The organism is Micromonospora rubida (assembly GCF_009908295.1).
Classification (GTDB): Bacteria; Actinomycetota; Actinomycetes; order Mycobacteriales; family Micromonosporaceae; genus Micromonospora; species Micromonospora rubida.
In genome coordinates, this window is the sequence record NZ_JAAALO010000021.1 from 1 (window position 1) to 20,046 (window position 20,046).

A 20,046-nucleotide genomic window follows, 5' to 3' on the forward strand; every position below is an offset into this window, starting at 1 on the left:
CCCTTGCGGGCGACCGCGACCACGTCACGGCGGAACTCCAGGGGGAACGCTTTCGGCATGACAGACATCCTTCCAGCGAGGAACAGATCCTCACAGGTCAGGAGTCAACCGAACCGGGTGCAGTCCCATCCGAATTAAAAGTCATCTGTCGACCATGTATTCATGCCGCCCCCACCATCGGGCCAATGATATTCGAATGTCGCGCCGGTATCCTCGGCGGAACCCTTCATCTGCCTCTGGCAGGGTCCACACGGCGCCTTGATGCCAGCAATGCTGACGAGTCCTCCTTCAGGTACAGGGGAGGTGCCCCAGAAGGGATCGCCATTGATGACATGGTCGCCCACCATGGGAGCACCGCCGGCGGCCCGGCTGGCACGGTGCTCCGTGTGAACCGCCTGGCGTGCGCGCCCCTTTCCAAGTGCCGCCTCTTCGGGAGTCGTCCCACCACTGCGAATATCATACCTATCCAGCAAAGCGCCATCAGCATCACGAACGGCCACCTGAGCGTAATGCGTTTTGTTGGTTACCGGCCCAACGACGCACGGAAGGTTGTTGTTGTGTACGAGGACCGGCGTGTCGCCTGCGAGTACATAGTACGTGTGGATGTCGGCGACGGTGAGGTCGTGCATCCGCTGGTTGCCGGTGAAGTTGTGTACTGCGGTGATCGTGACCTCGCGGCCGGGTCCGCCGCCGCCCATGCCGGCGCCGGTGCCGTCGCCCTCGAGGCGTTTGTCGTCGTGGACCAGCAGGCGGTGTCCGGCTTTGAGTTGGCTCGCGTTGACCCAGTGTTGTTCGGTCGCGTCCCAGAAGGGATGGTTCTGGGTGGTCTTGAGGACCGTCGAAGCCGCAAGTTCGACGGCACTGCGCTACTGTGGAGGGCTCCCCCGTGACTCCTCCACGGTAGGCAGCATCCTGAAGGGCGTGAAGCCGTTGCTACCCGCCACTGAACGCCGGCCGCCCTCCGCCTCTAGCACGACGGCGCCGGTGTGGCCGTTCATGGTGGCGTCGTTGACGTCCCAGTCGGTCATGGTGGTTCTGGCGCCGTCGATGGCCCGGGTGGCCCGGGACTTCCACACCACCGTCGGGGTGGTGAGCCAGGCGCGTACCGCCACTGCGGTGTCCGCGATCGCCGCCTCGGTCGCGCTGTTCCCCCTCATCGCTCGGTGGAACCTGCGGCATCTCACCTGGCTCGGTGCCGCGGTGGCGGTCGCCAGCGGGGTGGCGACCGCCACCGCGGTGAGCATGCCGATGTTCATCGGCGCACATCTGCTGGCCGGTGTGGCCGTCGCACTGCTGTTGTCCTGCTCGTTCGCGGGCGCCGCGCTCGGCGCGGGCCGGCAGGCGGCTCGGGCGCTCGGCCTGGTCGCGGGCGCGAACTCGCTGGGCTGGGTCTTCTTCAACCCGTTGGCGGGCCTGCTGACCCAGTCCGTCTCCTGGCGCCTGGCGTTCCTGCTGCCCGTGGCCTCGGCCTGTGGTGCCGCGCTGGCTGCGCTGCGGATCCCGCCCACTGCCCCGGCGCCGAGGGCCGCCGCTACGACGGCGCTGCCCGCCCTGCTCACCATCACACCGGTACGCCGCTGGATCTCCGCCGAGGTGCTCTCCTACTGCGCTTGGACGATCGTGCTCACCTTCGTCGGCCCCGTCCTCGCGCTCGCCGGACACCTGTCCGAGGGGATGGTGGGGCTGGTGCTGGGGTGCGGCTCCGCCGGGTTCTTCCTCGCATCCAGCCAGAGCGGGCGGCTGACCGGCGTGGCCCGGCCCCGCCTGCTGATCGCGGCCAGTTCACTGGCCATCGGGGTACTGAGTGCCGTGCTGTTCGGGTCCGCCGGGCCGGTCTGGCTGTCGGTCCTGCTGTTTTTTCTGGTCGCTGTGGCCGCAGGTGTGCGTACCCCGGCGGCGTCGCTGCTGGGCGCCTCGCTCAGCCCCGAGCACGTCCGTGCCGTGATGGCCAGCCGGACGGTGGTGACGCAGGTCGGGTACCTGTTCGGTGCGGCGGGCGGCGGGCTCGTCCTCAGTGTGGGCGGCTTCACCGGGCTCGGCGCCCTGTCGCTGGTCGGCATGGTTTCGGCCGGCCTGCTGCACTGGCGCCACGCGTCCGCATGACCGGCCGCCTATTGCCGAGAATCTCCGCCAAGGCGAGCCGGGCGTTGGCGACGCCGACGGCAGAGGCGACGGTGAGAGTTGCTCCGTGTACCGTGCCAGAACCTGTCGCACACGCGGTGAGCTGGGATTTCCCGGTACGCGTCGAGGATCATCGGTATGTTGGTTCGGCTGGTGTACCTGATGATGATCCGGCTGGTCGGCGCTCTGGGGCTGCTGGTCCGTAGCGACACCGCGTTGCTGGCGGAAGTCCTCGCCCTGCGCCATGAGGTGGCGGTGCTGCGGCGGCAGCTGAAGAGCCGGCCCCGGTTGACCTGGCCGGACCGGGCAATCCTGTCCGCGGTGGCCCGGCTGTTGCCCACCACGGTTCGGGCCCACCGGTTGGTCACCCCGGTAACGCTGCTGTCCTGGCACCGGCGGCTGCTGCGCCGTCACTGGACCTACCCGAGCAAGGCCGGCCGGCCACCGGTCAACGAGGAGCTCCACAGCCTGGTCAGACGGCTGGCACACGACAACCCGCGATGGGGACACCGGCGGATCCAAGGCGAACTACAGCGGTTGGGCTACCGCGTCGGCACGGGCACCATCCGCCGCATTCTCGCCGCTGGGCGGCTCGGTCCGGCACCGCGAACGGTGGACACCAGCTGGCGGACGTTCCTGCGCGCCCAAGCCCACGGGCTGCTCGCGATCGACTTCTTCCACGTCGACACGATCCTGCTCAAGCGGATCTACGTGCTGGTCGTGATGGAAGTGGCCACCCGCCGCGTCCATCTGCTCGGGGTCTCCGCGCAGCCGGATCACGCCTGGGTCCTGCAGCAGGCCCGTAACCTCGTCATGGACCTCGACGAGCGAACCAATCGGTTCCGGTTCCTGATCAGAGATCGTGACGGCAAGTACAACGCCGCGTTCGACGAGGTCTTCGCAGTCGAGGGCATCGAGGTAGTCAAGATCCCGCCGCAGACACCACGGGCGAACTGTTTCATCGAACGCTGGGGACGCAGCCTGCGGGAGGAGTGCACCGACCGGTTGCTGATATACCACGAACGACACGCCCTCGCGGTGATCGGCGAGTACGTGGACCACTTCAATGATCACCGCCCGCATCAAGGCCGGCAACAGTTGCCACCCAACCACGACCCAGCCGGCGTCATCGCGATGGACGCTCCCGTCCAACGCCGACGACGACTCGGCGGCGTGATCAACGAGTACCACCGGGCAGCTTGACGAAATCTTCAAAGTGCCAGGTCACGCCCACGAACGAGGTTTTGGCACGGTACAGGCCAGGAGCACGGGTTCGCCGGTGGCGATGCCGCACAGGTGTCGGGCGGCGGCCGGCAGCGGCAGTTCCTCGCGGGTGCCCACGACGTGCGCGCCGTCGACGGCCGGGGTGATCAGGATTGCGCCGGTCACGACGTCGACGTGCAGCGTGAGGCCCGGTGTCCAGCCCAGGGCCCGCAGCAGTGCACGAGCGGTGACCCGGCCGGCAGCGTCGGGGCGGCCCATGTCGAACAGCACGCCATCGCCATTACGGGCGGTGGGCGCGGGCAATGTCGGCAGCGGCGCCGGCTCCGGAGCTGCGACCGGCAGCGGGGTAGGCACGAGTGCCTCGACGAGCTGCTCGTCGGGCTGGCGCGGACGCGAGCGGCCAAGACTCACCGAGGCCACCACCAGTGCGGACGCAGCGGTATCAGCGCAGGTGGAAGCCACTCCCGGCGTCTGAGCACACAGATGAAAGGCAGCGATTCGCGTCCCCACGCGAGGGGAGTTGATCTCGCGTGGATCTCCACACGTAGTGGTGTCCGAGGGGGGATCGAACTCTTGTACGTATCACCTGTGCTCCATTAGGGGTGCACATGCTTATAGATTACGGCACGGGCAGGTTTGACTCAACCTCGCGCGCTCATTACCGTGCGTGAGCATGAATCAAAGTTGGGACGCGTAGGGTCCAAGCTTGCCAGCCAGCTGGCTCAGTTATCGACTGACCGAAGTGACCGTGCAGGCATCAAGCTGGAGCCCACCGCTTGGGTCCTGGTGAGCTTCAGCCGGCCGGCGTTGACGGCAACCCGTACCGCTCGCGTTCTTTGGTAGTGAGCGCACGAGGTTCACCGCCTCCGTCAAACTCTGAAATTCACCACAACCGCGCGCAGCGCCAGAGCATCCAGCGCCGATCAGCGCGATGTAACGCGGTGCTCCTGCAACGCGCGGATCTGCGCTCGCACCGCCAAGGCGAGGGTCTGAATCCGGATGAGTCGCCCGACCGCCCCGGTCATCTCGAGTTCCGCGTACGCCGTCAGGCCAGAATCCTGATCGAATCCGCGACCACGTCAAGCGCCTCGGCGACCATTTCAGGCGACCCACTCAGATCCACGGGATGGGTGTGCAGGCGCTGGTTGCCCCCGACCACTGTGATGACCCGGTCCGGAGCGAGGTCGGCACGGCAGTAGATGAGCATCCCGCGCGGTAGTCGCAGGGCCGTGGTGTAGGCCAGCAGCTGGTAGTAGTCGCTAGTACGCGCTAGACCTCCCCCGGTCAGCTTGTACTTGACGTCCGCAACGAAGACGACCTCCGCGCCCCGCAGGAAGAGCAGGTCGGGGTTCATGGTGACGCGTGGCGAGACGCTCAGGGGAACGGCCAACTGCTCGAGGACCTCGATCTTGGGGTAGAGCCTTGTGCGTAGCTCGTCCCCGATCCACTTCTCGAATAGCTTGTTCATGTCGACCAGGAAGCTCTGCGCTGTCAGTCCACCCGCGGCCTGGGTGAGGCCGAAGCCCTCGAGGACCAGTCGAGCAAGGGCAAGAGCCGGTTGGTAGTGCTCATTGAGCGGTGTGCGCCGGATCAGGTCGCACTCGGTCAGCGCGACCGGCGAGTCACCCACTCCTTCGAGGCGCTGGAGCAGCTCACCGGCCATGCGACGCAGGACGGGGCCTACTGGCCACCGCACGACATGCCGAACGGCCGCCAGCAGAATCCGGTTTTCGGGGATATCCGCGGTGAAGTCGTCGAAGCGGCACGGCACTGGCCAGGAGTCCCACGGCCGTGCGGCCAACTGCTGGACGTCCATGCGTCCACGGATCACCGGGAGTCGCTGGTCGACAGCACGGTAGCCGTGGACGAGCCCTCGGCGGGTCGCCCCGTTGATCGCTCGTAGTACCAGTTCCGCGACGCCTTCGACGAAGTCGCTCCGGCCGTACGCCGCCGCGTCGGTTCCCCACTCGACCAGGCCTGCGCCGGAGGTGAACATGGTCAGAACGGTCCGCAGGTCCCGCACCTTGGGCAGGATCTGGATGGTCAGCCGAGGTAGGACCACGGCGCCTACCCAGGAGGTGGCCTGGAGGAAGTACGAGCCGGGCTCGTCCGACGGGTTGAGTTCGAGGCGGCCGCCGGGGATGCCGCGGAGCAGGGACACCTCCGCGACGTTGAGAGCTACGGGCCGCGGCGAGGTCTCGTACTCGCGAAGCCTCACTACGCCGGCGACCTGGGATTCAGAAGGAAGACTCATCGGAATCGTCCGACGTGGCATCCACGGCCGCGCTCCCCGAAGCGGAGGACGGCCCGTACGCGGCGTGCACCTTCGCCCAGGCGAACTGCTCCAGCTGGTCGGGCCGGCCGTACAACTGGTCCTCGATGAAGGGGTAGACGTCGTACTCCCAGATGCGTGCGAGTCGCTCGTCGGTGAGGCCCTGTCTCATGAAGTGGCTGTGACCGACCTGCAGGTGCGGCCCCTTCAGCAGGACTCGGAGCCGCTCGTTTACCTGATCCACCAGTCCGGCGACCCATACCGGCTCCCCGTTCTTCTTCAACCAGTCGGCGAGCAGCGACCGCATCGCTCCCTCGTGTGGCATGAACGGGATGAAATGGAACCGTCGGCGCAGGGCCGCATCCACCATCGCGATCGACCTGTCAGCGGTGTTCATGGTACCGATAAAAAAGAGATTGCGCGGCAGCTCGAACGGTTCGTCGGGTCGATAGGCGGTGCGTACGGCCTTGTTCCGGTATTCCAGCAGGAACAGCAGTTCACCGAAGACACGCGGCAGGTTGGCGCGATTGACTTCATCGATGATCAAATAGTGCGGCACGCCGGGGTTGCTCTCCGCCTTCTCCGCCATCAGCGCAAGCGGCCCGGACCGAAGCTCGTAGGTCAGCTGCCCCCGTTCATCGGTGCGTGGCCGGTAACCCTCGAAGAAGTCCTCGTACGAGGTGGACGGATGAAACTGGACGAGCATCCGCCTTTCCGGGTCCTGCTGCAAGGCTCCGGCCAGCCGGTCCGCCAGGTAGGTCTTGCCGGTGCCCGGAGGGCCGTAGAAGATGAGTTGCCCCTTCTCGTGGAGCAGTTCAGCGAGCTCGCGCAGGAACAGTTCGGGCAAGAGAAGATCCTGCGCGGTCCGGGCGATGCGGTCCTCCTCCTCGACCGGCTCCACGGCGTCGTGGTTGAGCATCCAGTAGGCGAACTGACCCTGCCCCCAGGGGTCGCCGGGCAGCAACTGCTCGATGGTTGCCCGCAGCCGATCGTTCGCCTCGACGTGCTGCTGACCGCGGCTCAGCGCGCCGTCGGGCTCCGCGAGCCCGAACCGGCGCAGCATGGCGATCTTCCCCATCGGACCCGTCAGCGGGAAGATCGGCAGGAAGCGCCGGGGGTCGGTGACGGCGAACAGCTTCAGCAGCACGCTCTCGCCCAGCCCCTTCGTGCCGAGGTCCTTCCAATCCAGGCCTCGGTCGATGCGGGCGGCGACCTCTCCGTCACCGAAGAGAATCTCACGAAGTTTGTTGGCGAAGGCGTCGAGGGCGACCGAGTCCATGCCCGAAAGGCTGGCGTTGAGCACCGACTGCGGACCCGGGTTGCCGTAGCGCTTGCCGTTGACGAGCAGCCGGAACTGGTCCAGGTCGAAGATGGTCAGGTTCTCAGGTGACAGGGCCTCAGCGAACTGCTGCCGCTGTTCGGCATGCCACTCGTCCTTATCGTTCGGATAAGGGCGCTCAGCCTTGAACCTGGCGAGCGCCGCCGCCAGGCCCTCCCCCTCGGGGCTCGTCGCCGGCACGGCCTCACCCTGGCCGGCGACCAGCCTCACCAGAGGCTTGAGCCGACCCACCTCTTCGAGTATCGCGTCCCGCAGGGCGAGGCCCGGGAGAACCTCGGACCAGGGCCACCACTTCCCCACCAACGTGCTCCCACCCGGATCGGCGTCGACCGGAACAAGCCGGTCTCCGGTGAGGTGGGGCCGGATCTCGAAGAACCGGTGACCCGAGGGGAGCGGACCCGTGGCAAGCGCCGCACCGCCGCCTGGGTTCCGCCAGTCGTACAGGCCGAGCGCAAGCCCCGAACGCGTGGCCCACAGGCGTAGGCCGGCCGCGGACACCGCCCCGGGCAGCGACCAGGTGGCATAGGCATCCGCGCGATACGCAGCCGCCTTGTCCGAAGTGATTCGGTCCTGCGGTTGCGAGGTCTCCAGCTCGAGTCCCGTGGCGGCCCGTAGGTCCGCCAGAAGCCCCTTGGCGGCGATGTGCAGCTCGCCCTTGAGTTGGGCGGCGAGAGCGGCTGCACGACTCGCACGTTCCTGGTCCGGATAGCGCGCGCCCACCTCGTAGGCGGCCATGATGCCCGCGGCCTCGTCGCACATCTCCCGCACGGCGGGGTTGACTCCCACGAACCCCTGGCGCTCGGACAGGAACCACATCAATCGCTCGAACCGGTGGACATCGTCGGGATAGAACGCGCGTGCCGCTTCCACCACCGCCAGGTAGCGGTCGGCGTTCTCCCACGTCCGCAGCCAGCCCAGCGCCCACATCCGCTCCGGCGCGCTCTTCCACATCACCGGCCAGCCCGGCTGCACATCGTCCGTCGACCAGAACACCGACAAGACGTACGGAATCCGCCCGACGGCCGGTTGCCCCTTGCTCGCCAGGTCCCGGGTCACCCGCTCGACCTCGGCGAGCCGAGAGCGCGCCTCATCCACGGTCGCTGGCGTGGTGAAGGCATGCACCAGCACGTCCAGCGCGTCGGGATCATCGGGCAGGTTGTTGGCGACCTGGTTGAGCCACATCTGACCGAAACCCGAGAAGGCGATGTACGGGCCTTGGCGGCGCGACCACTTATCCGAATCTGCCCGGAACGCCGCGAAATCCCGGGTGGCGACGAGCTCCGAGACCAGAGTACGGGCCTCGGCATCCCGGGTGGGCCGCAGCTTGTCCGCCTCGGCCCAGCGCTGCTTTACTTCCTCGTCGAGGCGCACAGCAGCCTCGATTTGATCGAGCTTGCGCCGCCACCGGGGCAGGTCGTCGGGATAAATCACCAGCGTTCACTCGTCCCTGTCGTCGGCTTCATGCCGCAACCACGGCACACGACAGCATCCCACGATCGTTCCACTAGCCAACCAAGGAAGCCGACCGGATACGGAGGGCCATGCGGCACCCGCATCAAAGAAAGTCGCCAAAGGACCAGCTCCCTGGCTGCCCTGGATCAGGTTGATGGCAGTACGCCCAAGGCGCTTCGAGACAGCCCTTTGATTGTCGGGATCCCGACACAGTCCATTCTCGCCAGGATCCGGATATTGACCTGCCGGAAGGTGCCTGAGAGCCTGACGGGCTCGGCCGCGTGGCGAGCACACGTACAGAGCAGTTGTGGAGAGGAGCCGGTGTAGTGGCGCCGGAGAACCTGACGGCATATGGCTCAACCCTCGACGCCGAACAGCAGGTGTTGGCGAACCAATCGCGACGCCCGCCTCGGCCGATGCCGGTGATCGTCCTCGCCGACATCAGCGGAAGCATGGACGGCGAGAAGATCCACGTGCTCAATCGCAGTATCCGGAGCATGCTGCACGCGTTCGCCGCGGAGGACACCGCACGGGGAGAGATCCACGTTGCGGTGATCGCCTTCGGCGGGGACGAGGCCGTGGTGCACCAGCCGCTGGTCCGCGCCTCACAGGCACAGTGGACCGAACTCACACCGCGGGGCCGGACCCCGATGGGTGGTGCGTTCGACCTGACCCGGGCGCTGCTCGACGACCCGACCGTCGTGCCGAAGCGGGCCTTCCCGCCCACCCTGGTCCTGGTCTCCGACGGGCTGCCCACGGACGACTGGCAGGCTCCGTTGACGGCATTACTCGGCACCCGTTGGGGTGCGCGGGCACTGCGGCTGGCCATCGGGATCGGCGTCGATCGGACCTCGGAGGCTGACGAGGTGTTGGCCCAGTTCAGCACTCCCGGCACCGCCGTGCTTCGGAGCGACCAGGTGCACGAGATCCCGGCGCAGTTCCGATGGGTGACCGCGACGGTGACCGAACAGCTCCACCAGCGCACCGCACCGAGAGCCGTCCGGTTGGAGGATCTGGATTGAGCACGGAAGGCTCCGCGTGGCCGAGCAGTGTCCGAGCCGCGAGCAACAACCTGCACCTCGATCTCCTGCTCGACAACCAGTTGGGAAGCGGCGGCGAAGGGGCGGTCTTCCGCACCCGGTACGGCGGCCTGGCCGTGAAACTGTGCGCCCCCGACGATTCCAGCCGGGACCGGATGACCGAGCTCTTCGCCCGCCTCCGGTGGCTGCCACTGGACGGCATTCCCCTCTGCCGCCCGCTGGAGCAGCTGGCGCCGCCGCATGTCGGCTACGTCATGGAACTGTTGGAGGACATGGTTCCGCTGCGGGAGCTGTGCGACCCGCCGCAGCAGGACGAGGACGCGTGGTATCTCGGCGGTGGGGGCCTACGTCGCCGGCTCGTCCTGCTCGCCCGGTGCGCCGGTGTCCTCGCCATCTTGCACGACCGGGGAATCGTCTACAGCGACGTCTCTCCGGGCAACGTGCTGGTCTCCGCCGACCTCGGATACGACGAAGTCCGGCTGATCGACGCGGACAACCTGCAGACCGAGAGCAGCACGGCGGCCCGACGGCTCGGAACGCCCTTCTACACCGCACCGGAGCTCCTGCGCGGGCAGAGCGGCAACACCGTCTTCAGCGACGTCTACTCGTTCGCCGTGCTCGCGTACGAGGTCCTGACCATGAATCACCCGCTGATCGGCGACTACGTCAACGAGGGCGAGGTCGAGCTGGAGGACGACGCCCAGCGCGGGCTGGTGCCCTGGATCGACCACTCCACCGACGATCGCAACCGGACCCGGTTCGGCTACCCGGCCGACCGGGTGCTCACCCGGCGCCTGCGGGATCTGTTCCGACGTACCTTCGAGGAGGGGATGACCGACCCGTGGGCGCGCCCCGGCGCCGGGGAGTGGGCGGCGGCCCTGCACGCCGCCGCCGATCGCTGCCTGGTCTGCCCGTGCGGCCAGAGCTTCCTCGCCGCGCACCCCACCTGCCCGTGGTGCCGGGCCGCCCGCCCGCCCGCCCTGACGGTCACCGTGCTCGAACAGTTCCCACGCCTGGCTGAAGGGCCACCACCGTTGCTCCCCCAGGACGACCTGACGCTGGTGCTGCAGGCGCACCGGCCGCTCCTGATCACGAACCGCACGGCGGTACGACACCCGGAGGACCCAACCGTGGCGCTGCTCCGGATGGAGTGGGACGGCGGCGCCGAGGTCCGGGTGCGCAACTGCGGACGGTCGATGGTGCGCCGCGTTCCGCCGCAGGGCGGCAACGGACTCCAGCTCATTCCCGGCTCCGCCGCGGTCGAGCACCTGCGCGCGCCGTGGTGGATCCACTTCGACACCGAATTGCGGCCACACCGGATCCTGGTCCTGCAGTCGATCGAGGCGCCCGATGCGCGCTGACGAACTGACCGTGGGCGACACCCGGCTGATCCGCGTCCACCCGGTGATGGGCGCCGTGGTACCGCCCTGGCTGAAGGCGCTCGCGGAGAAGGATCGCCAGGACCGTGAGATCGAGGTACGCGTGCCCGCGGCGACGGCCGCGTACGACCTGGCGGTGCACCAGGGCCGCCAGTACGGCCCTTTCCGAGCCCAGGTGACGGATCCGGACGCGCGTGACTGGCTCGCCGCAGCCGGACACAGCGTCGTGGCCTGGGTCGCCCACGCGACCGACCGCGAGGTAGACCTCCAGTGCCACGGCTTCGCCGGTGCCGACCTCGGCCCGCGGTTGGAGATCGGTGTCGACGACCGGGTCGCCGGGCAGGTCCGCGTCGCCGCCCGGGTACACACCACGGGCTTCGACGAGGTGCGGGACTGGCTGCGACGGGAGTTCTGCTTGCCTCCGCCGGCTGAAGGCGCGCGGGACCGAATCGTGCACAGCGGTGGGCCCCGGGAGCAGCCCGCCGGGAGCGCGTTCACACTGCACGGCACCCGCTGGGTCGCCGACGTCGCGCTGGTCGACAACGTACTCCGGATCACCCGGATGACCGGCGCGGATGCCCGGGGGCGAGGCCGCTGGCACCGGCTGAGTGAGCTGGACGTACGGTTCGTCGACCGGGGCGCGGAGGCGGACGCGTCGGAGGCGATCCGGGCCGCCCTGCTCGGCCTCGAGTCCGACGGACGCACCTACCTCGACTTATGGCAGGCGTACAACAACATCGAGCGGGAGGCCCTGGTTGAGGACGCCAAGCGGCTGCGGTGGGCGAGGTTCCAGTCGTGCAAGGTGACCGCCCGGGGTGACTGGCGGTTCGAGCTTCAGCCCGGCGAGCGGGCCGCACGGTTTCTCGGCACTGTGGCCGCGTACCCGGGGCGGCTGGAGCTGGAAGCGGCCGGGGAGCTTCCCCCGGAACTGGCGGAGAAACGCGGCCGGGCCACCGTGGGGGTGCACGGCGAAGTCCGCGGCGCGGCGGTGGGAAACTGGACGGTGGACCTCGCGGTCGCCGGGGACGAGCCGCCACCCGTGACGGGCTACCTGTTCCGCTCCCTGTCCGGGGACCGGTCCCGGTTGCGGCGGCGGGACACCGCCCGCGAGCGGATCGAGAACGACCAGGCCGAATTGCCCGGCCTGCGACTGCTCATCGAGGGACTCCCGCGGCCCGGCGCGCAGCCACGCGCCGACCCGGCACACGACCGGGCGGTGAACCGGGTCATCGGCGCTGCTGTCGGCGAGAGACCGACGGAGGTGCAGCGGGCCGCTCTCCGGATGGCGCTGCGCACACCGGACATCCTCCTGGTGCAGGGTCCGCCCGGCACCGGCAAGACTCGCTTCATCACCGATCTCCTGCGCTGCCTCGACGAGCTGGGGGACCGAGCGGTGGCGGTGAACCGGACGTTGCTGTCCAGCGTCCAGCACGACGCGGTGGACAACGTGGCCCGCCGGGCCCGACGGCTGGGCCTGCCGCCGACCCGGGTGAGCAACAAACCAGAACGGGACCGGCAGAACACCCGACAGTGGCGGGACGAGACGGTGGCCGCGGTCGACCGCCACCTCGACCGGCACCGTCCCGAGGTGGCCGGCTGGGACCGCGTCGTACGGCTGCGTCAGCTGGCGGCCGCCTACAGCCGGCACCCCGTCGCCGGGCCCGATCTGACGAACCTGCTGACGGAGACGAAGCGGCTGGCCGGGGCGGAACTGCCGGCCGGACTGCGCAGCCGGCTAGACCGGACACTGGCGGAGCTGCAGGTGACCGGCACGCTCGGCCGGAGCCTGACGGACGAGGAACGGGCTGCGGTGGCTCGGGTCGTCCGGTCGATCCGCGTCACCCCGGTCTCCTTCGCGGACGACGGCCCGGAGCGGGCGGGCGGCGCGCTGCGGCTGCTGACCGACGTGCTCGACGAACCAGCCCAGCTCCTGCTGGGGCGGGCCGCCACCGGGGACGCGGACCAGGCGGCCCTCCTCCCCGACCTGGCGGAGCTGCGGTTGGCGCTGCTCGACCGGCTGGCAGCGGCCACCGGTCTGCTGCACACCCCGCAGCACGATCCGGCCGTAGAGGACCTGCTGATCGAGGTCGCGGAGGCAGTGCACCAGGTCCACGCGGCGTCCACCGACAGCGCCGCCGAGGTGCTTCGCGCGTACCAGGACGACCTGCGGGAGGACCTCGACCTGGTGGAGCGGACCCTGGCTCGGTATAACGCGGTGCTCGCCTCGACCGTGCAGCACGCCGACTCCCGCGAGATGTCCCGGGTGCTCGACGCGCCGTTGCCGGTCTTCGACACCGTCGTCGTCGACGAAGCAGCCCGCGCCAACCCGCTCGACCTGATGATCCCGATGGCCTTCGCCCGCCGGCGGATCATCCTGGTCGGCGACCACAAGCAGCTCCCGCACATGCTGGAGCAGAAGGTGGAGCGGGAGCTGCGCCGCAATCGTTCACTCGAAGGGTCCGAGCTGTCCCAGAGCCTCTTCGAACGGTGGTTCGACCTCTTCGCGAGCGAGCGACCCGCGGTGCGGACGATCCGGCTCGACACCCAGTTCCGCATGCACCCCGCCCTGGGGCGGTTCGTCAGCTCGGTGTTCTACGGCGGCCCGGACGTGGTCCAGTCCCACCCCTCCACCCAGGAGCTGACCCACGACCTGAGCCCATGGGCCAGGAAGGTCGCGGGCTGGATCGACGTCCCGCTGGGGGCGGGTGCCGAGGAACGGACCGGATTCAGCCGGACCCGGCGGGTGGAGGCAATCCGGCTGGTGCGGGAGCTGCGGGAGCTGGCCGCCCGGGACGAGGCGCGGCAGCTCACCTTCGGCGTGATCACTTTCTACCGGGAGCAGCAGGTCCTGCTGGAGACCGAGCTGGTCGATGCGGGCCTGGCCGTCCTGGACGACGAGGGAGGGTTCGCACCGGTACCGGCGATGGCCTACACCGCCGAGCCGGTCCCCCGACAGCGGCTCCGGGTGGGCACCGTCGACGCCTTCCAGGGCATGGAGTTCGACGTTGTTCTGCTGTCGGTGACCCGGAGCAGTTCACCGCCTAGGTCCACCCCCGACCCCGCCGAGGCCGTCCGGCGGTACGGGCACCTGCTCAGCGACAGCCGCATGTGCGTGGCGATGAGCCGGCAACGCCGGCTGCTCATCGCGGTGGGTGACGCCGCAATGGCGGAACGGTCGGCGACGCCGGAGGCGCCGGGACGTCCCGGCCGGTCGGTGGCCGAGGGGCTGGTGGCGTTCCGGGAACTCTGCAAGGGGGTGGACGGTGGCGGGATTCGACGTTGACAGCCCGGTGGTCCTACCGGACCACGTCCGGTACCGGGGCGACCAACTGTGGCTGCTGTGGCCAGCCCTGCGCTACCGGGTGGTCGCACCGCTCGTGCACGAGGAACGGCTGAACGTCTTCCAGTCGGCGGTGCTCGGGCTGGCCCGGTCCGGCTACCGGGAGGTGGGCGAGATGGCGGCGCTGCTCGGCCTCCAGGGTGACCTGGTGGAGATGGTCCGGTCGGACCTGCGTGCTCTGTCCTACCTGGACCGAAACGGCGCGGTGACCGACACCGGGCTGCAGGCGTTGCGGGACGGCTTTCCCGACCCGACCCGGACCATCACTACGTATGTCTACCAGGACGTCCTGACCGGATCGCTCTGGCCGGCGTCGACCCTGCAGGCCCGGCTGGCGCAGGCCGACTGGCGGGCCCGGCACCAGGTCTCGCTGCAGCTGCGGACTGCCGGTGCGCCGTTGCGGGTCACCGCCTTCCCGGTGCTGCCGGAGGGCTGGACGGGCACCGAGCAGCCCAGCCACGAGGAGGTTGTCGAGGCTGTCTCGCGTGGTGAGCGGGCCAAGCAGGAGCGGGGCCGGGCCCGACGGTGGGACCGGGCCGCCCCGGATCGGGTGGTCTCACGGGTGGCCTTGATGACCTCGGGTGTGCCGGTGTGGATTCCGGTCCCGCTCTTGTCGGATCGCCACGAACCGGCGAGTACCGAGACCGTGAGCTGGGACGCGTTCAGCCCGTTCAACGGCCGGTCCAGCACCTACCTGCGGCGCCTGGTGGCGACCCGGCTGCAACAGGTGCCGGCGCTGCGCGAGCAAGTCGAACGGTTCATCGGCCGGCGCAGCGAAGCGGTAGTGCTGGAGTACGACCGGCTCGACATCGCGTTGCGCCGACGGATCGGCGAGGTCCTGGAGGACCGGTTCGCCGGTCTGGTCCGGGCGCACCGCGACCTCTTCGAGCTGCTGACCCTGCTTGAGCGGGACATGGACCGGGCCCGCCTGACCGGGGACGGCTGCACCGAAATCGGCGACGTGGTCCGAAACGCCTGGCGCCTGCACGAGGTCGTCCTGCGCGACATCGTCGCCCGGCACCCGCCGCCGGCCGACGCGCCCGAACTGACTCCCCACGGGAACCGGTTCGCCGGTCCGCTCGGACGATGCTGCCGGCGACTCGGGATGCCGTTCGGCGAGCACCTCCAGGTCCTCGGGTTCAAAGCGGACGAGTTCCGGAAGGCGGTTCGTCGTCCGGAGAAGGTCTCCAACACGCCGGCGTTGCTCGCCGCGGTGCTGGTCTCGGGCGCGCACGGCGGACCGGACCATCCCGTCCGACGACTGGCCGAGGTCCGCCCACACCTGTTCACCGAGCTGAGGCGGTTGTCGAGCGACCGGAACACCGGCGGTGCGCACGCCGCGGTGGTGCCGCTCAACCTCGACACCGGCGAGGCGGCCTGGGCGCTCGCCCAGCACACGACGGCCGCGTACCTGGGCGTCGACCTGCCCGATCTGTCCCGGCCTTCGCGAAAGGACAACCAAACCCATGGGGAAGAGCAAGTCCCGGTCGCCGTACCGCAACCTCGGAGCCCGGTCCCGGCCCCGCGCTGACGAGGTCCAAGCCGATCTGGCGCTCGCCGCGCGCCGCGCGGAGGACGGCTCCGAACTCGTCAACGCGCTGACCACCGAGGCCCTGACGCCCGCGCAGCGGTCCTCGGAGGAAGTGCTGACCACCTACGACAAACTCACCCTGCAGATCCAGGAGTACCGGCGCTGTGCCCTAGCCGCCACGGCGCGGGAGGAGGCGGCACGGACCCGCGAGGAGGCGGCACGGGCCCGCGAGGAGGCGGCACGAGCGCGGGAGGAGGCGGTCGAGGCGGACCGGCAGCGCATCCGGACAGACCTGAACCTCGCGGCACAGGCCCAGGCCGAGGCGGAGGAGATCCGTGGCCGGCTGGCCCGGGCGGAGGCCCGGCTCGACGATCGGGATGCGCAGCTGCGGGACCGGGAGAAGGCGGCCGAGGCGGGCTTCGTGGCGGAGGCGGAGCGGGCCCGGGCGGCGCTCGACGCGGAACTGGCGGAGCTGCGACGGGCCGCGTCGGCGGAGGTGGCCGCCGAGCGCGAGCGGTGGGTGACGGAGCGGACCGAGGCGCTTGCCGAGATCGAGCAGACCCGGCGGGATCGGCTGGCCGACGCCGAACGCGTCCACGCCGAACTCGCCCAGGAACGCCAGCAGCTCACGACCCGGGCACAACAGCTCGACTACGACCAGGGTGCCCTGCGGGGACAGGAGATCCAGCTCGAGCGGCGGGAGCGCGACCTGGAGAGGGAGGTGACCGCGCGGGCCGCCGCGGAGGTGACCGCACTCGACCGGGACCTGCAGGTCCTCCGGATTCAGTACTCGGCGGCCGAGGAGGCGGTCGCCGACCTGCACCGCCGGCTGGCCGAACGGGAGCAGGTGCTACTCAAGATCGGCTCTTCGGATCCCGCTCACGTGCTGGACGAGATGGAACGGCTCCGCGCCCAGAACGCCGAACTGCGGGACAAGCTCGCCGCCCGGATCGGCGACGAGGACCTAGATCGGCTCCGCTGGTTGGAGCAGCAGAACCGCGAGCTGAACACCACACGCGAACAGCTCAGCTACGAACTCCAAGAACTCCGGGGCGCGGCCCTCGCCGACCGGATCAACAACCTGCAGGTCAAGCAACTCGCGGACGCCGAACGGCACTTCGAGGTCCTCACCCGCGGGTACGAGGGGCGGATCGCGGAGTTGCGGTCGGCCATCGACGCCCTCTACCAGGACCGCCCCGACCCGGGTACGCCGCTCTTCCCCCGATGCGTGGCGATGGACGACGACCCCGCGCTCGACGAGCCCGGCGAGGTGTCCGGCGACCTACCGGACCTGGCAGGGTTCGCCCGCTCGCTACAGACGACGATGTTCGCCGAGCACGACCGCGCGTACCGCCTGAACGACATCTGCGTGCTGCTCGGCGGACTGGCGATGAGCCGCCTGCACCTGCTGGAGGGGATGAGCGGCATCGGCAAGACGTCCCTGCCGAGGGCCCTAGCCGGCGCGCTCGGCACCGACTGTGCGGTGATCGAGGTGCAGGCCGGCTGGCGTGACCGCACCGACCTCTTCGGCCACCACAACACCTTCGAGCGACGATTCGAGGAGACAGAGTTCCTCCAGGCGCTCTATCGGGCCCAGACACCACGGCACCGGGACCGGCCGTTCTTCATCGTGCTGGACGAGATGAACCTGTCCCGGCCCGAGCAATACTTCTCGGTGCTCCTGTCGAAGCTGGAGAATGACGACGGGGTGCCAATCCAACTGGTGACCCGCGGGGACGGCCGGGCGCCGCGCCAACTGGTCGGCGGCACGAGCATCGCCCTGCCGCCCAACGTGTGGTTCATCGGCACCGCCAACCAGGACGAGTCCACGTTGGAGTTCGCCGACAAGACGTACAACCGGGCCCACCTCATGGAGTTGCCGGCGCAGCGGCCCCGGCTGGACCGAAGGCCGGTGCCCGCCTTGCCGCCGTACGGGACGGACGCCCTGCGGCGGGCCTTCAAGCAGGCCCGGCAGGCACATCGCGAGGACGAGAAGGCCGTCCTGGCGTTCGTCGAGTACCTCACCGGCGACCTCCAGGAGCATGGCCGGGCCCTCATCGGCCCTCGCGTGGAAAAGCAGTTGCGCACGTTCACGCCGGTGGTGGCCGCGGCCCGGCAGGGCGACCCGACAGGCGAACAGCCCGAGTACGGCGACGCCGACCAGGACGGGCGGTCCCTAGCAGCCGACCACTTCCTCGCGATGAAGGTGCTCCGCACCGTCCGAGGCAGGTACGACGTCACCGTGACGGGCCTCGGCAAGCTGCGGGAGGCGATCCGCACGGCGTGGGACCTGCACAAGATGGCGGGTGAACCGGTTCGCTGCGTCCGGTTGCTCGACGACGAAGTGCACCGCCGGGAGAGCTGACGTGGCCGATCGGACGGGTGCCGCCGACCCCCTGGTCGTGGGCTCGGTCATCGACACCGCACGGATTCTCGCCCGAGCCGGCGACATCAGCGCTTGGATGACGACGAACATGTTCGTCCCGGACACCGTCGAGCGGGCTTCGCTGCGGGACTTCGACCGGGAGATCCAGCGCGGCCTGGACAACCTCGCGCACGTCTGCCTCCGCCCGCACGACCGCCTCGCACGGACGGAGGAGGTGGTCCGGGCGGACGTCGCTCGTCGGGTCCCACCGGCCGGACTGGCCCGACTCGCCGGGCATCCGGAGGAATGGGCCGGGGTCGAGCACGGACGCATCCATCCGCAGCGAGTGCTGTCCCTGCGCTACGTCGAGGACGTCGACTTCTACGAGAACCGGGTGGCGGCGCAGTTGGTGGACCGGTTGGACGAGTATCTGACCAAACGGATCCACGAACTGACCCTGCTCGGCGCGAGCCTCGCCGACATGAGCGCGTTCGTGGGCGCACTGCACGGCACCAGCTCCTGGCGGCGGCGCGAGCGAATCGCCGAGCTGGTGGCGGTGGCGGTCGCGGACAAGGCAGCGTCGGCCGCCGCCATCAAGGCGACCCACGCGGCACTGACGAACGCGCGGGGCCGGCTACGGGCCCTACGCCACTCCCCCGCACTCACCCACGCCGACCGGCGGGCGCGAGTACCCATGCGACTCAGGTGGACGAACCTGTTCACCAACGACCGCCGGTACCGGCGCGTCGGGAAGCTCTGGGAGCGCTGGGCGGTGCAGCAGGCGGCGGATACGGACCAGGCACGGGCCGACAGCCGGGACTTCCCCGCTGCCTACCGAACGTATGTGGCCGCGCTGTCGCTGCGGGCCCTGGCCCTGCTCGGGTATCGGCCAGACGACCCCGACGCCCCCGCTCCGGCAGCGGGCACCCAGCTGCGGCTGCGCGGTCCGGCAGAGGAGTTGACATGGTCGATGAGCGAGGACGGTACGGTCGGCGTACACGCCTGCGGGACGGAAGTGACCCGAATCGTGACCGACCCGCGAGACTTCGGCGCGAAGGTCCCCGAACCGGTCCGGCAGGGCTGGCTCGCCGATCTGGCGACACTGCCCGGTCCGATCGTCGTCGTCTATCCCGGCCTCCGGACCACTAGGTCATCGCTGCCCCGCCCGGTACATCAGGGCTTGCATCCGGCAGGTTTCGGGACGACGGCCTGCCTCGTGCCGATCAGCCCGTTGGAGATCGAGGGCGAGGAGCGGCTGGCGCGGGCCCTCCGGTGGACGCTGCAGGGCCGGTGGTTCAGCCAAGGATACCCCCTGCCGGTGGCACTGCCCGCTGGGGTGCCGACGCTGCCGGCCAGGAACTGGCTGCGGCCGGTAGGCGGCCGGCGGGTGCTGCTGCTCCGCCGACCCACCTCCGAGGAGCGGTCGCACCTGATCCGGGAGGCGGTGGACGGGCACCGAGGCCCGAGCCGGGACAGTCAGCTTTTGCCGTCAGAGCTTACGGCCGCCCTGGATGCGGCGGGGGCAACCTTCGGTCGGTTCGACACCTGCCCGATCTGCAAAGAGTCCGGGGCGCGGGTGCACATGCGAGATCGCGATACATTCCAGGCACGGTGCGGCAACTGCGAGGCCATCTGGGGCAGCCGGGACTGCTCCTGCGGTGCCCGGTACCCGGTTCTGTGGCCGTACAACGCGGTCATTGACACTGCCGATGGTGATCGAATCGACCGGACAGCCGGTGCGGATGTGTTGGCAATGCCCTGCACCGCCGCGGAGATCACTCCCGGCTCGCGGTTCCGGTGTCCGAAGTGCCATGAGTGCGGTGGACGACCGGGATGCACCTGCTGGGCTGACCCCGGAGGGCATCAGACAGCGGGAGGCCACAGCGCAGCCTCTGCTTCGGAAACGTGATGCATCGTCATGGTTCGCAGGCCTGCGAAAGCGGTGGCAACGGCCCGGCCCGGCCCGGGACCATGGTCGGCATG

The 20,046-nt window shown here is 69.4% G+C and carries 12 protein-coding genes; 8 read left to right on the forward strand and 4 right to left on the reverse strand.

The genetic code is table 11. The annotated features are described in order from the left end of the window. Window positions 1-134 precede the first annotated feature (134 nt). A complete protein-coding gene (locus GVV04_RS34915; RefSeq protein WP_161692660.1) occupies window positions 135-698 on the reverse strand; it encodes a hypothetical protein in 564 nt (187 codons plus the stop codon). Window positions 699-996: 298 nt separating this feature from the next. Here GVV04_RS34915 and GVV04_RS31555 point away from each other — a divergent pair, with 298 nt between their 5' ends. Together GVV04_RS31555 and GVV04_RS31560 are read left to right on the forward strand one after the other, a co-directional pair. Further along, the gene (locus tag GVV04_RS31555) at window positions 997-2,103 is read left to right on the forward strand and encodes an MFS transporter (protein ID WP_328822675.1); all 1,107 of its coding nucleotides are present in this window, start codon (window positions 997-999) and stop codon (window positions 2,101-2,103) included. Between the two features lie 156 nt (window positions 2,104-2,259). Further along, window positions 2,260-3,324: an integrase core domain-containing protein gene (locus tag GVV04_RS31560; protein WP_161692662.1), complete on the forward strand. Its 1,065-nt coding sequence runs from the start codon at window positions 2,260-2,262 to the stop codon at window positions 3,322-3,324. A gap of 21 nt (window positions 3,325-3,345) precedes the next feature. Here the strand turns inward: GVV04_RS31560 and GVV04_RS31565 are convergent, their stop codons facing one another. The 3 genes from GVV04_RS31565 to GVV04_RS34650 all read right to left on the reverse strand — a co-directional run bounded on the left by GVV04_RS31565 (window position 3,346) and on the right by GVV04_RS34650 (window position 8,387). After that, window positions 3,346-3,807: a hypothetical protein gene (locus GVV04_RS31565; protein WP_161692663.1), complete on the reverse strand. Its 462-nt coding sequence runs from the start codon at window positions 3,805-3,807 to the stop codon at window positions 3,346-3,348. 583 nt (window positions 3,808-4,390) lie between these two features. After that, window positions 4,391-5,506, reverse strand: coding sequence for an McrC family protein (locus GVV04_RS31570; protein ID WP_161692664.1), 1,116 nt, complete (start codon window positions 5,504-5,506; stop codon window positions 4,391-4,393). A 76-nt stretch (window positions 5,507-5,582) separates the two neighbouring features. Further along, entirely contained in the window at window positions 5,583-8,387 is a 2,805-nt protein-coding gene (locus tag GVV04_RS34650; RefSeq protein ID WP_201754465.1) for an McrB family protein, read from the reverse strand. 437 nt (window positions 8,388-8,824) lie between these two features. On the opposite strand from GVV04_RS34650, the gene GVV04_RS31580 reads away from it, so the two are divergent. Genes GVV04_RS31580 through GVV04_RS31605 form a run of 6 tightly spaced genes read left to right on the forward strand, consistent with a single transcriptional unit; the run spans window position 8,825 to window position 19,972 of the window. After that, the gene (locus GVV04_RS31580; protein WP_161692665.1) at window positions 8,825-9,430 is read left to right on the forward strand and encodes a vWA domain-containing protein; all 606 of its coding nucleotides are present in this window, start codon (window positions 8,825-8,827) and stop codon (window positions 9,428-9,430) included. Next, window positions 9,427-10,809, forward strand: coding sequence for a protein kinase domain-containing protein (locus GVV04_RS31585; protein WP_161692666.1), 1,383 nt, complete (start codon window positions 9,427-9,429; stop codon window positions 10,807-10,809). Before GVV04_RS31580 ends, GVV04_RS31585 begins: the two co-directional genes overlap by 4 nt. Further along, the gene (locus tag GVV04_RS31590; RefSeq protein ID WP_161692667.1) at window positions 10,799-14,110 is read left to right on the forward strand and encodes a DEAD/DEAH box helicase; all 3,312 of its coding nucleotides are present in this window, start codon (window positions 10,799-10,801) and stop codon (window positions 14,108-14,110) included. The genes GVV04_RS31585 and GVV04_RS31590 overlap by 11 nt, the downstream gene beginning before the upstream one ends. Further along, window positions 14,091-15,698, forward strand: coding sequence for a hypothetical protein (locus GVV04_RS31595; RefSeq protein ID WP_161692668.1), 1,608 nt, complete (start codon window positions 14,091-14,093; stop codon window positions 15,696-15,698). The genes GVV04_RS31590 and GVV04_RS31595 overlap by 20 nt, the downstream gene beginning before the upstream one ends. Further along, complete coding sequence (locus GVV04_RS31600; RefSeq protein ID WP_161692669.1) at window positions 15,634-18,063, forward strand: AAA family ATPase; 2,430 nt, start codon at window positions 15,634-15,636, stop codon at window positions 18,061-18,063. The genes GVV04_RS31595 and GVV04_RS31600 overlap by 65 nt, the downstream gene beginning before the upstream one ends. Window position 18,064: 1 nt before the next feature. Next, window positions 18,065-19,972, forward strand: a complete 1,908-nt coding sequence (locus GVV04_RS31605; RefSeq protein WP_161692670.1) for a DUF2357 domain-containing protein — start codon at window positions 18,065-18,067, stop codon at window positions 19,970-19,972. The last annotated feature ends 74 nt before the right edge of the window (window positions 19,973-20,046 follow it).